At 37.2% G+C, this 13,731-nt stretch carries 12 protein-coding genes and 1 pseudogene; 4 read left to right on the forward strand and 9 right to left on the reverse strand.

The features are described 5' to 3' along the window. Positions 1-9 precede the first annotated feature (9 nt). The gene (locus ACQKMF_RS10800) at positions 10-762 is read right to left on the reverse strand and encodes an SDR family NAD(P)-dependent oxidoreductase (protein ID WP_427573055.1); all 753 of its coding nucleotides are present in this window, start codon (positions 760-762) and stop codon (positions 10-12) included. A 253-nt stretch (positions 763-1,015) separates the two neighbouring features. Between ACQKMF_RS10800 and ACQKMF_RS10805 the strand changes: the two genes are divergently transcribed. After that, positions 1,016-2,155: a LuxR C-terminal-related transcriptional regulator gene (locus ACQKMF_RS10805; protein WP_427573057.1), complete on the forward strand. Its 1,140-nt coding sequence runs from the start codon at positions 1,016-1,018 to the stop codon at positions 2,153-2,155. A 156-nt stretch (positions 2,156-2,311) separates the two neighbouring features. On the opposite strand, the gene ACQKMF_RS10810 is transcribed toward ACQKMF_RS10805, so the two are convergent. From ACQKMF_RS10810 to blaOXA, 6 genes and pseudogenes are all read right to left on the reverse strand, one after another. Continuing rightward, positions 2,312-3,451 (reverse strand): Ger(x)C family spore germination protein, encoded by a 1,140-nt coding sequence (locus ACQKMF_RS10810; RefSeq protein ID WP_427573059.1) that lies wholly within the window; start codon positions 3,449-3,451, stop codon positions 2,312-2,314. After that, positions 3,451-4,950, reverse strand: a complete 1,500-nt coding sequence (locus tag ACQKMF_RS10815; protein WP_427573061.1) for a spore germination protein — start codon at positions 4,948-4,950, stop codon at positions 3,451-3,453. The genes ACQKMF_RS10810 and ACQKMF_RS10815 overlap by 1 nt, the downstream gene beginning before the upstream one ends. Continuing rightward, positions 4,934-6,037, reverse strand: a complete 1,104-nt coding sequence (locus ACQKMF_RS10820; RefSeq protein ID WP_427573063.1) for an endospore germination permease — start codon at positions 6,035-6,037, stop codon at positions 4,934-4,936. Before ACQKMF_RS10820 ends, ACQKMF_RS10815 begins: the two co-directional genes overlap by 17 nt. Positions 6,038-6,426: 389 nt before the next feature. Beyond that, complete coding sequence (locus tag ACQKMF_RS10825; RefSeq protein WP_427573065.1) at positions 6,427-6,561, reverse strand: hypothetical protein; 135 nt, start codon at positions 6,559-6,561, stop codon at positions 6,427-6,429. A gap of 343 nt (positions 6,562-6,904) precedes the next feature. Further along, the gene (locus tag ACQKMF_RS10830) at positions 6,905-7,654 is read right to left on the reverse strand and encodes a TerC family protein (RefSeq protein WP_402941989.1); all 750 of its coding nucleotides are present in this window, start codon (positions 7,652-7,654) and stop codon (positions 6,905-6,907) included. A gap of 248 nt (positions 7,655-7,902) precedes the next feature. Beyond that, positions 7,903-8,714, reverse strand: a pseudogene (gene blaOXA / locus ACQKMF_RS10835) (class D beta-lactamase). Between the two features lie 229 nt (positions 8,715-8,943). Here blaOXA and ACQKMF_RS10840 point away from each other — a divergent pair. After that, on the forward strand, positions 8,944-9,123 hold the full coding sequence (locus ACQKMF_RS10840) for an H-type small acid-soluble spore protein (RefSeq protein ID WP_034313120.1): 180 nt from the start codon (positions 8,944-8,946) through the stop codon (positions 9,121-9,123). A gap of 46 nt (positions 9,124-9,169) precedes the next feature. Here the strand turns inward: ACQKMF_RS10840 and ACQKMF_RS10845 are convergent, their stop codons facing one another. Continuing rightward, complete coding sequence (locus ACQKMF_RS10845; RefSeq protein WP_427573067.1) at positions 9,170-9,940, reverse strand: GH25 family lysozyme; 771 nt, start codon at positions 9,938-9,940, stop codon at positions 9,170-9,172. A 415-nt stretch (positions 9,941-10,355) separates the two neighbouring features. Here ACQKMF_RS10845 and abc-f point away from each other — a divergent pair, with 415 nt between their 5' ends. Beyond that, the gene (abc-f, locus tag ACQKMF_RS10850) at positions 10,356-11,996 is read left to right on the forward strand and encodes a ribosomal protection-like ABC-F family protein (RefSeq protein ID WP_427573069.1); all 1,641 of its coding nucleotides are present in this window, start codon (positions 10,356-10,358) and stop codon (positions 11,994-11,996) included. A 268-nt stretch (positions 11,997-12,264) separates the two neighbouring features. Further along, positions 12,265-13,086: a DUF2935 domain-containing protein gene (locus ACQKMF_RS10855; RefSeq protein ID WP_101221560.1), complete on the forward strand. Its 822-nt coding sequence runs from the start codon at positions 12,265-12,267 to the stop codon at positions 13,084-13,086. A gap of 96 nt (positions 13,087-13,182) precedes the next feature. Here the strand turns inward: ACQKMF_RS10855 and ACQKMF_RS10860 are convergent, their stop codons facing one another. Next, positions 13,183-13,527 carry a hypothetical protein gene (locus ACQKMF_RS10860; protein WP_427573072.1) on the reverse strand — a complete coding sequence of 115 codons (345 nt, stop codon included), beginning with the start codon at positions 13,525-13,527 and terminating at the stop codon, positions 13,183-13,185. Positions 13,528-13,731: the final 204 nt, after the last annotated feature.

Consider the following 13,731-nt stretch of genomic DNA (forward strand, 5'->3'; position numbering starts at 1 on the left):
GTAGTTTTTTTAGCGTGCAGTCGCTCCGCCATCTATCACAAATTCAGTACCCGTCGTATAGGAAGATTCGTCCGAGGCAATGAAAAGCACTGTATTCGCCACATTTTGGACGCTGCCCAGATGTCCCAACGGGAATTCTTTACCCAATTCATCTTTTGTACTGCCAGTTTGTTCAGATGCATAGTCCGCCATCCCGGTATCGATATATCCTGGATGAATCGAGTTTACACGGACCCCTTTTGAAGCATACTCGATGGCAGCATCTTTAGTCATTGTCCGAACCGCTCCCTTGCTTGCACCGTATAAAACATGACCAGGGGCGCCAATCAAGCCTGCAATGGAAGAAGCGTTAATGACTGAACCTATATTTTGTTTCGCCATCAGTGGCATAATATGCTTCATTCCCAAGAATACGCCGGTCACGTTAATCGACATGAGACGATTCCATTCCTCCAGTTCAATCTCCGTAACCGGTTTAATGATATAAATACCCGCATTGTTGAACAGAACATCCACCTTATCAAAAGTATTAATCGTTTCCTTTGCAACCCTTTCCCAATCTTCTTCATTGCTGACATCATGACGGATGAATAGCGCCTCTCCGCCAATTGCCTGAATGTCTTTCACAGCTTGGTCACCGGATTCCTGGTTTATATCAGTGATGACGATTTTTGCTCCCTCCCTAGCAAATAACAAAGCTGTTTCTTTCCCTATTCCTGTACCCCCGCCTGTAATGATGGCCACTTTGTTTTCAAGTCTCATCATATTACCCCTTTTCTTATTTTCTACGCAACAGATTCCTTGAGTAGAGGTTCTCCCTAGACAAGTAAATAAAGCTAACTTTAACAATTGTCCACCACTTTAAATGGAATGCCGCTAAAAAAAGCTTCATTGTCTGTCTATGCCTTTATTTTACTCCTCGCAATTTGAAATACTATCCTATAATATGCCGTATAATAATAGGGTAAGTATCCCCCTTATATAGGGGTATTTTGTTTAAGGAGAAGAGACTCGTATGACCCAGCCCGCTAATGCTTATGAAGAGATATCGTTTCAGCAATTCATATTATTCATAAAAAGTCATAACAAACAGATTGAAGACAATATCAATATTTATTTGAATCTAGAGCCCCTTATATTAGAAAATGAACGTAAGATGATTCAAACATTACTGGAATCATTTCTACTATTTTTATCCGCTCCAAACATCGTAGACATAAATGAAACATACGATAAGTATCTGGAAACATGGCTTCAATCACAGTTGCCCATTTTAAATGTGAACCATTTCAGCATGTTCCGATTGATCTTTGAAAAGTCCATCGTTACCTTAATGGCCAACCTGAAACATGCCAATACCATTTCCATTCTAATGTTTTTATTATCCATTTTCTCTCACCTCATCCATAGCTATAACAAATGGATGGATGTCGAACCCATGCAACTTTCAAAATCCCACGAAGAAAATGCTGAACTTAAAAGACTGCAACTATTGGACCAATTAGATGAGCTTCTAATTAACTCATCAGGAATTAAGGATTTTGCTCATATCCTAAAAAAATGTGAAGAGTTCTTTCACTATAAAAGATGTGTTTTTTATGCTTATATTCCTTGGTCCAATCAATTTTACGGCACCATTGGATTGGAGCTGCCTAAGGTTCAAAGCATGAGAGGACAACTCAGCTTGAAGCAATCCTTTGTTTTCAATTCAAAAAAGCCTGTATTTTTAAAGAATCCCAATCATTATATTAAAAAGGAACATATAACGTTGTTTAATCTTTCAACTGTCATATTTGTACCGATTGTTCATGACCAGCAAGTTTTCGGCTGGCTGACCTTTGATCAATTAGGCGAGGAATTCGATTATTCAAAAGATGAACTGACATTACTTGAACAGGTCGGAAAACGGTTAGGCTTATATTTATCAAGAAAGGATGATGAGGTATCCATTTATACCGATCAACAATTGACGGAACGGGAATCCGTGATTTTAAATTTGCTGGCGGAGGGGTATAACAATAAAAAGATGGCCGAATTATTGCAATTAAGCGAGCATACTATAAGGGATTATGTAAGCAGTTTAATGACAAAGTTTAAAGCCAAGAACCGTACACAAGTCGTAGTCTATGGATTTCGATTAGGTCTATTAAAGTAAAATCGAGTTACCTTTAATCGTTGTGTAAGTCAAAATAAATCCATACATAGTTAGTTGTTGAATATATCATTTACAGTGACTGCCATATCATAATCATTGGAAACGGGTTTGAAGAAAGATTCTGTCATGGCAGCCTGCAATCCACTTTTGAAGGTATCAATTCATGTACTCATATTTATAATCGCCTGTTATATTAATAGCACTATCCACCTGAATATTACGGATGGATCCTTCATTAAGGCTAAAATCCTCTTTAGAAACTTCTTTCCATTTTTTCAAATCCTTTCTGTAGATAACTGCTTCCAAATTATAGATGTCTATATTTTTTTCAAGAGCATATTTGTACGTATCCCTAATTTCTTTCTCTAATGCCCCCTGTATTTTTTCTTTAAGATGGTGTAAGGAGATGTTTTCTTCCATATCCGTTACGGCACCTTCTACTTCAATTGAAATATCGAATTCGACTGTATCCTTTACATAGATAGGCATTATATTGAATTTTGGCCTCATTAGAGATATTTGAACATTTTTGTTTTTGTTGATTTTTATTCCAATTGGGGACCTTACCGTTGATTTTGTTAACCATCTCATCCCCCCAAGATGTTTATTTGCTATCTCCCCCTTTAGCTGATTATTTTTAATAAAATAGGTCCCTGATAGTTTTACGGTGTTCTGTGATTTTTCTTTTGCTTTCCACACCTCAGTTTTTAACGAAATCTTCGGTAGTTTTATTGTCATTCCTGTTTCATAATTTTGTGTATAAAATCTTTGGATCCGGATGGGTTCGACAAAGGATCTTAATTTATAAATATCATCCGGATTGAAAATGCTTGTTTGCACTGAAGAGCCGAATAAACTATTGACAAAGAGGATCTTTTCTAAGGAATCATCGGTTCCATATAACCAAGTTGTTTCCCTAATTTGCTGAAATCTTAAAATGGGATCGTTTACGTTGTCCAATCCATGTTTTAGTAAGCTTTCAGAGAAAATGATCAATTTAACATGAGCCCAATAAATATACTGGTTTGACCTTTTATAAATGTCATTCATGGCCTCGTTCATTGTTTTCCCTCGCCCTTTGGCGACCCAAACTGGTGTTGGTTTTGGTTCCAATCCTTCTTGTTTAGCCACACCGGCAAAAGACGTCACCTGCACATAAATGACATACTGCCCATTCTGATAATCTATTCCCATTGCACTTATATATTGAATATCTTGAATATCCTTGGCATCCCAGCAGCCACTTAAAAGAGCAAGGCTCATTACGAATAGTATAAATCTAAGGATCATTTTCATTAGCGATTTCCTTTTGTTCTGTCCTTGGTTTTCAGCATTTCGGCTCGTTTCTTTCTAAAGAGATATGGCTTCACAAAGACACCGCCCCCTAGAAGATCTTTCAAGGATAGTGGTGATATAGGCGCTAAGTAAGGTAAACCATAAATCTGCAGCCTTGATAAATAAAGGACAATGGAGAAAACGCCGAGAAAGAATCCGAATAAACCTAAAACAGAAGAGAGAAATAATACAAAAAACCTGGCCATGCTTACAATTCCACCTAAAGATTGATTGATTAATGTATAGGTGGCTACCGCAGTGGTACCTGCCACCACCAACATCGTCGGGGATGTAATCCCGCCTCTAATTGCCGCATCCCCTATAATTAATCCACCCACAACGGCCAGTGATTGACCGATTGCTTTGGGGAGTGTGATCCCTGCCTCTCGAAACAACTCAAATAAACCCAAAATCAAGAAGGCCTCTTGTTGAGGTGATATAGGCAACCCAAATCTAGATACGGTTATCGTCGCCAAAAATGGGAAGGGGAGCTGGTCTAATTGAAATGATATTAGTGCTATATAAAAACCTGGCAGGAATATTGATATCACCAGTCCGATAATGCGAAAGAAATATTCGAAATTTGTATAGTAAGATGGAGTATGACGATCTTCCGCCGCCCTTAACAATAATGTAATATTACCTGGTCCAATTAAGGCAGTTGGTGACCCATCCACTAAAATGGCAAAGCGCCCATTATTTAAACTGGCTACAGCATAATCCGGCCTCCCTGTATAATCAAAAAACGGGATCAGGTTGAACTTACTGCCTGATAAAAATTCTTCAAGTTCAGTAGTTCCCAACAAGATATCTGTATTTATTGAGGAAATTTTCCTTTTTACTTTTTCAATGGTTTCTGGATTTACAACATCCTTCACATATAATAAATTGATTTTTGTCTTGCTCCTTTTGCCAATGGTAAATGCTTGATTTTCGAGTGATGCCGTTTTATATCTTTTTCTGATCAACCCTAAATTAACAGAGATATCTTCAATAAATCCATCACGTGGACCTCGGATGGAAATTTCACTACTTGTTTCTTCGGGACTCCGATTCGGGATGCTTGGTAGGGAAAACATAAATAATAATTCCAATTCTTCAAATAGCATCAGGACCATCCCGGAAAATACGTTTTCCTCCACATCTTCTTTTTTAGTGGAGGAAGGGAAAACCCTGCTTACTTTAAATTCGTCTTGAGGATCCTCTATAACATCTTCTTCCTTCAGTTTAGAGTTTATGAATACACTACCTTCAAGCCGTGCTACTGATTCCCACAACTTTTTGACATCGACCAACACCTCTGAATAAATCAAAGTGCAAATAAGGGGCGGATCGGTTTTCCCTTCAGATGTAATGGTATGCTTTTTGAATTTTACATCCGAGCTCATTCCGAATAATTCATTGAAATACTCCGTCTTTAGTTGGATCTCCGAAGAACTCCCCTTATTTGACTTGTTCAATAGAGGCTCCATTCTTTTTCACCCTTTCTTTCAAAAAAATGACCATGTTAATAAAAAAGGTTATAACCAAAATGCTAATCACACTCAATTTAAAATAATATCGTTCCGTAAAATCCCTGTATGCTGGAATGTCGATTGGTATACAAAGCGCAATGATTAAGGAGACTGATATAGCAAGCAATACAATATTTTTTATTTTCTTTGATTTAATTTGAAATAGTTCCCCCATTAGGAATATCGATAACGATACACGGATAAATGCACCTGAAAGCCATTGGTATATTGATAAAAAATCCAGCCGGTTCAAATACTTACCCATGGTTAATAACCGCCATTGAGCGTATGCAGGATTGCTGATTTTTGCAGCCTGTACCGGACCAAACTCTGTAATGGAGCCTATTATGGGTCCCATACTGATAAACAAAAGAAATAAACCTAAAAAAAGTAAACTCCTGAACTTTATATCTGTCTTTACAAACTGTTGAATCAAAACGAGAAGAAATATCTCTGTAAAACCTCCACCTAGTATTACGACCCCGTCCCAAACAGGTGTAATTCCATTTTCAAAAATAGGGAAAAGCAAGGAGTAATCCTTATACTGTATATTTGCCGTCATTATCATAAATCCAAGTGCCACAACAAGGGGTAAAACCAATCCTCCGGCAATGGCTATTGTTTTGATTCCAGCCTCTGCAGCAATAAAACATAGGATAATGAAAGGTATAAATAATATATATTCTGGCGTTTGAATCATATAAGTACTGTTTACCCAGGAAAATGTGCTATATAAAGTGACAAACAAGTTTAATGAAATATAGAAGAAAAGAAGGATTTTTATGGTCCAGGCGGCGAGCGGGTGACTGTGAGTATGAAGCCAGCCAATGATATGCTGCTGTTTTGTTTTATTTATTATCCAATAAACCATGGGAAGCCATAATAAAAAAAGCATCCCGGTGACTAAAGTACTTATCCATGAATCTCTTCCGGATGCACCAAGCAGTGAAGGCAAAACGATAACATGGTTCATCAACCCAATAGATAGAATCAGTACCATTGTTGCTTGAAAAGTAGATATACTTTTTATCATGTGACACATCCCCTCTCTTTTAATATGAGAAGCCATTTTTGTTTTTATTCATACGGTGCATCATTTCTTTAATGGACAGATAGGTAATTGAACGTCCCCTCCCGTCAATAAGCTCCGCTGAATCAACTGCCATTTATGGCTTTGCGATAAATAATTTAGAGAGACATTTTTTGTTTACAAATCAGAAAAGTTTTGTACGGTCTCATCGAACGCACTACAGGCACCAGCTGTTTTTAAGCTGGTGCCTGTTGGCGTTTATCCCTTATACTGTATCCTCCGAGTATGAATGATACTTTTAGCGGCTTTATAGGTTTTCATTGATAGTTTTTTCTATACTGCTGCTTTCTGCTTTCTGCTTGATCCTCTTTAATCCATTTAATGAGAGATATCTATGCCATCGCCATAATTAAGATGAGTGGAACGGAGGTAATGACTACTACTGATTGAAGAGCATGCAGTCCTTCACCAAACATCATGGAAAACGCTAAAGTTCTATGACCAAAGCCCAAAATATTTTGTGCCATCCAGGCTGGCTCTTGATCAAATGACAACTTTTTTTGATGCTGCGCTTGCTACTGTGAATGACGAAGAGTCTAGAGTAGCTGAAAGAAAAATAAGGGTGATAATGATTATGGCAAACAAGGCAATACTGCCGCCGGGAAGGCCCTGGTAAATGGCAACAATGGCAAAAAAGCACCTCCAATTGTTAGAATGATGTCTAACAATTGGAGGTGCAGTTCAAATTTGAAGTCGGACTAAAATTCTTATTTGGCAAACATAACGTTAACAAAAAATAACCCCAAGGAGCTCATTTATTAAAATAAGGGAATTAATGAACTATTTAAACTCTTATTGATTCTTATAACATTAGTCATTTTGCTTATCGTTTTTCACTGTTTTTCCAGATAAAAACCATCCGCCTATTGCAATAAGAAGCATGACTGACCAAAAGATTATATTCCAAATCGGTCCTTCAACAAAATCATGAGAAATAATGTGCACGGCTGGATGCGCAAGGGTGTGCATCAATAACTTTACCCCTACCCAACCAACGATCAACATGGCTGCCGTTTCGAGGCTAGGCCGCTCCGTCAGTATCTTAACGAAGTATCCTGCAGCAAACCTTATGACGATTAAACCTGCAATTGCTCCTAATAAAATAACAATGAATTTAGCCCCATCCATACCTCCTATATCACCCATCGGTGTATCTGGCAAGGCAATGACAAGAGCGACTGCAGCTAAAATGGAATCAATAGCAAAAGCAATATCAGCTAATGCAATTTGCGCAACGGTCATACGGTAGCTTTTCCCTTTTTTTTCTTTGTCACCGTGGTCCCTTTTTAGTAAATGCTTTAATGCAATGAAAATCAAATATGCAGCCCCAATTGCTTGAACTTGCCAAACATGGAAAAGGTACGAAATGATGAAGATTGCACCAATCCTAAATATAAAAGCCAAAAGCAACCCAATATTAATCGCTTTTTTTTGCTGTTCTTGTGGTAAATGCTTTGACATGATTGCTAAAACCAATGCATTATCAGCAGATAATAAACCTTCTAAAAAAATTAGAATGATTAATACCCAGCCATATTCCAATAATAACGATAGTTCCATGATACCCCCCTAAAAGCATGTATAAGAATGCGTATATGACTTCAAACCCAACAACACTTTCTCCTCCAATATTGTCCCATCTTACCTACTTCCTTATTCAAACCTTCCGTCCCGTTAGCCCTGTTTGAACGAAGCAACTCACCTATTGATAGTAAGCATCCATTAGCTCTATATTATATTCTTTTTTGCTTAGCCAAAGTTACATTGGCATTTTTATCTTCTCACTTCGGCAATCACCAAATCAAAACCTATTCAGCCATTAAATGATATTTCTGTAAAATGTCCCTTGTGATTTCCCTAGCTTCTGCCGATGTACCGGAGATATTCGTTACAAAAACATAGTCACTTCCCTTTGTTTCAATAAAACCAACATACCAGCCAATGTTTGTCCCCTGCCCTGTTTTTCCGTAAAGTGTATAGCTGTCCCCTTCAGTCTGGATCATCATCCTTTTAACGGTTTTCATGACATCCTTATCAAAAGGAAGATTCTCTCCATATAAATTTGCCATGAAATCCACTTGTTCAATAGGAGAAATTTTGAGTGAGCTGCTTAGCCAAAACTGATCTATCCCTCCACTAATATCTTGGTTGCCATAAGAAATCTTATGAATCCATTCCTCCATTCGACCCTCTCCAATGTCACGGGCCATTGCTTGATAATACCAAACAACGGAGTTCCTTAAACCAGACCCAAGCGTATGATCCTTGTTCCATATCTCAATTTCCCTTTTCACGCCATCCAATATTTAATGTCATATTCATCCTCGACGGCACCGACCTGCAATCCGATAAGTGCATTAGGCACCTTAAAAGTCGATTGCGGCGCAAATCTTTGTTCGGCCCGTTCATTATTATAGATAAAAGTCTTACCTTTTTTCACTTCACGTAATATAAAAGTACCTTCACGTTCAGCAAAAAATTCATCGACGTCGAGCTTCTTAATATTGAGTTTGTCTTTGGCGGCGTTGGCTCCACTTGGCTGCTGAACGCATGTAAATATAACGGAGGAGCCAATAAGTATTAAAAAGGCTGCCAGAAGCCTGCGTTTTTTCAAATTCATCACCTCAAAAAATTATTTACAATCCTATCCATTCTATCAGATAAACTCAATATTTTTAAGATTAAGAATTCTCATCTTTACATGCTTAATTTTTAAAAAAAGTCACGGCAGATAAATATGAAAGTTAAACATCATTGCGCTTTTTATGATTTAGTTGCAATATTAATCAAATGAATAAAATTATGGCTTTTCCCAAATAATAGGTAGACTAATTAAGGGAGGGATTTATATGGATGCTAAGCGTGTAAAACAGATTCTTTCTTCTTCATCTGACATTGAGGTGAGATATAATGGCACTTCAGTATGGATTGATAATTTAAATGAAGATGGAAGAACGGCTACAGTACATCTAAGAGGCCCATTAGAGGAAAGATCAGACGTAGCAATTGACGAACTTAAAGAAATATAATATTCATTAAAAACTGAGCTCCTCTCGTAATGAGAAGAGCCTTTACTTATTTCAACCTTAATTTTTGACCGATATTAATTTTGTCGGGGTCTTTAATTCCGTTAAGACTAACAAGAGATTTTACTGTTGTTTTATATTTTTTTGCAATGAAGCTAAGTGTGTCGCCTTTTGTTACAGTATAAGTTGTGGTTGTTTCAGTTTTCAATGCACGGGAGTTGTGCGTCCTAAAAGTATTTATTGTATTTGTAAAATCCCTATAGGCTATATTCAAATCCACCTTTGTGCTGATCCCACTTACCTTACCTGAATCAGAATGCTGCCATATATCTGTGCTACGTCCCAACGTGCTGTTGTATCTGGCAATCCACAAAGCGTATTTCGTAAACCTTGATTCATCTAAAGTATTTTCGAGAAAGTATTTACCAGTATACAACATAGCCGTGTATCCAGCTTCTTCAATAGCCTCCAAAAACGCGATTGCTGCATCTGTCAGCGTTTTTTTCTTTGCCTTTTTTTTATTTTCTTCAAGATCAAGAACAACAGGATAATTTAAAGCAAAAGAGCTGATAGAATCTAAAAAATAAGCAGCCTCAGCCTTTGCTTGTGCAATAGTTGCAAACTTCGCATAGTGATAGGCCCCGACTTTCAATCCCGCTGACAATGCTTGTGGTGCATTTTCTTTGAAATAGGATAGCTTGGAATAACTCGTTCCCTCTGTTGCTTTAATGAACACGAACTTCACGCCTTCCTTTGCAACTTCCTCCCAATCAATAGCACCTTGCCAATGTGAAACATCGATTCCCTTTATATATTCCATATTAATGACCTCCTCAAGGAAACAATCCTATGGTGGTAAATATTTATGAGTTTTATAGGAAATATTCAGTCCTACTGCCCACCTTATAATAAAATATTTGATTGAGTTAAAACAAATATAAATGATGTAAAAGTATAATGCTGCTTCCTTTTGGTTTCAAAGATTATTTTATGCTATACTGATTTTATTAATATCAGAAGGGATGATGGGTGGCCGATGATTAACTAATCTTATTTTCAAAATTTGAAATCACATATTTCAAATCATACGAAATAGGATTAGTCTGCCCATTTTCTATAAATTGTAGAGCTATCATGAAAATAGCTCTTATTTGATAATGCACAGGTACGGCTAATCCTTCCATAGAACTGGGAGGATTTTTTTTTATTCTCCCTTTAAGGAGAGGGATAATTATATGAAAGAACTATTAAAGTTAACCAATATCAGCTTTGAAGTATTGGACCATAACATTTTTGAAAATGTTAATGCTAGTGTTCAACAAGGGGAAATCATCGGTATCATTGGCAAAAATGGTGCCGGTAAATCTACGTTGCTGCAATTAATTAACAATGGTTTAGAGCCAGCACATGGAAAAATCCAATGGCTGCAGCAAGACTTGAAAGTTTTTATGGTTGAACAAGAAGTCGAGTCGCATTCTTCAGAAGATAAAACGCCTACCGAAGTTAAATTACTGGATAAAATGCATGTACCAAGCCATGACTTCCTACAATTAAGCGGAGGAGAAAAAATCAAGGCCCGGCTAGCAAAAGGGCTTTCTAAAGGTGCAGACCTTTTACTATTAGATGAACCTACGAACCATCTTGATGAGGCTAGTTTAGGATTCCTCAATGAACAAATTAAGAATTATAGAGGTACCATTATTTTTGTTTCGCACGATCGTTATTTTTTGAATGCTGTTGCAACGAAAATTTGGTCGATTGAAGATAAAAAGCTAATTGAGCACAAAGGGAATTATTCTAGTTATATGGAGGTTCGCAAACAGAAAAGACTTACACAACAACGTGAATATGAAAAACAGCAAAAAATGGTTGAACGGATCGAGGGACAAATGAATGAAATCACTTCCTGGTCAAAAAAAGCCCATTCACAATCGACGAAAAAGGAAGGAGTTAAGGAATACTATCGTGTGAAAGCGAAGCGAATGGATGCACAGGTAAAATCTAAACAAAAGCGTCTTGAAAAAGAGCTTGAAAAAGCAAAAGCTGAACCTGTTGAATCAGAATATACTGTACGCTTTTCAATTAAAACAAAAAACAAGACGGGAAAACGTTTTTTGGAAGTTAAGAATTTAACTAAGACTTTTAGCGGGCGAACACTGTTTAAAAACGTCAATTTCACGATTCAGCATGGTGAGCAGATTTCCATTATAGGCCCAAACGGCAGCGGAAAGACGACATTATTAAAAATAATTCTTGGACATGAAACTTTTGCGGGCGATGTATGGATTTCACCATCTGCAAAAATAGGCTATTTGACGCAAGAAGTGTTTGATTTACCACTTGAACTTACACCCGCCCAGCTTTTTCATAAAGATACTTTCGAGTCGAGAGGGAACGTTCAAACTTTAATGAAGCATTTAGGCTTCACGGCGTCTCATTGGACAGAACCCATTAAGAATATGAGTATGGGTGAACGCGTGAAATGTAAGTTAATGGAATATATATTGAAAGAAAAAGATGTGCTTATTTTGGATGAGCCGACAAATCATCTGGACTTAGCTTCACGGGAACAACTTGAAGAAACCTTAGCACAGTATACTGGAACGCTTATCGTCGTTTCGCATGATAGATATTTTCTCGAAAAAACGACAAGCAGCAAACTTGTCATTTCGAATAATCGCATACAAAAGCAATTGTATGAATCATCATCCTCCAAAAGAGATGATTTGGAAGAACTGCGATTAACACTTGAAACAGAAAGACAGGAAGTTTTGGGAAAGCTTAGCTTTATGACGCCAAATGATAAAGCGTACACAGAACTCGATAAGAGGTTTAATGAGCTTACGAAAAAAATAAATGAACTTGGTGACAAATGACTATCACTGTAACTTAATGTACTGGATGTTAACCCTTAGAAATGAATTAGTTCTAAGGGTTTTTTAGATATTACCCTGAAGTACTGCCGAACAAAGTACAGTCTCCGATCGTTCAGGAATTTTTACACACCTTGAACATCAAGAACCAATTGATTTGAGGTGCTATAAGGATATCCGTAATGATACAATTTGCAAATTGAGCAGAATACTATTGTCCCCTTGTTAATAAGATTGAATGATGGTTATGTTTTAAGAGGGGGCCTTAGTTATGAGTGAGAACGCACAGGAAGCTATGAGGAATAACTCTGGAATGTTTGTTGAACGCTCCTTAGATGAGATTCGTTTTTGGTCAAGAATAATGAAGGAACACTCTTTATTTCTAAGACTAGGTTTTAGATGTGAAGATACACAGTTAATTGAGGAAGCTAATCAGTTTTATCTTTTATTTGAACGGATAGAACAGCAATCCCATTCATTTACAAATCAAGCTGATCCAGAACAAATCAGAAGATTTAACGCGGAGGTGCAACAAGCTGCCACAGGCATATTTTTGTTTAAAAGGAAGGTATTAGGATTAATACTCACCTGTAAACTGCCTGGTGCAAACAACTTCCCACTTCTAGTCGACCATACAAGCAGAGAAGCCAATTATTTTAGAAAACGATTAATAGAATTAAATGAAGGTAAATTGAAACCACTTGCAGATGCCATCATCAAGGAAAATGTATTCTTTTTAAGAATAATGGCGGATCATGCAAAATTCATTGGACATCTCCTTGATCCATCGGAAAGAAAGCTGGTGGATATGGCGCGAAACTTTAGTAACGATTTTGATCAATTAGTCTTTCAAGCCGTAGACTTAGAGTCCATGAAACCGCAATCTCAAACGGCCCCTCTTCTGGATCAATTTCTAGATCAGAACCGTGTGTCCGTCGTATCACTTCGAGACTTTAAGAAAACCGCCAGGGATTTAATCGAAGAATGTAAAATCAAGAGCATCATTCATCCACTATTGGCTGATCACGTTTTCCGTGAGGCCGAACGTTTCCTTGAAATCATCGATATGTTTGAATCCCATCTTACAGGTTAAAAAATACAATTAATTGAGTATGAAGGATATGGAAAATTGCCGGATAAAGAAAATAGGCCCCTCTCGATTTAGAGAAGGGCTTTTATATGTAAAAAGTTAAGACAGGGAATTCACTAATGTTTCAAGTTTCTCTTTATCAGATACAGAAATCCATGGTAAATCCTGATTGACTTCATTAATACCAGGTTGGATAACGCGGCTATTTAAGAGGTCACAAATACAATCATTTATTAATTGGATATCCTGGTCTGATATTTTCCGGTTATATGTAGCGGCTCCTGTTTGTGTGGTCATCCCCCCTATCAAGCCTCTTTGATTTAATGAACTCCTGATCACTTCTCTGATAGCCTCTAGACTAGTCAACGGAAATACATCAAGGTGCTTAACAATCATTCTAAAAATATCTTCTTTAGTTAAATCCTGTTCAATCTCTTGTCGCATTTATTCCACCCCCATTCGTCAAAACATTCTTCAAAAGAAACGTAAAATCCTGCTTTATCTTCAAAAAGGACGATACACACTTCCCTTTTGAGTACTGCACTGACCCTTTATTCCAAATATAGAAATTAACACATAAAAACCAGATTCACTGACGATTTTCCGCAACAAATACAGCGCCTGACCGTTTTGCAAAGGATGCTTCAT

Source organism: Peribacillus sp. NPDC101480 (assembly GCF_050277335.1).
In the GTDB taxonomy this organism is placed as follows: domain Bacteria; phylum Bacillota; class Bacilli; order Bacillales; family DSM-1321; genus Peribacillus.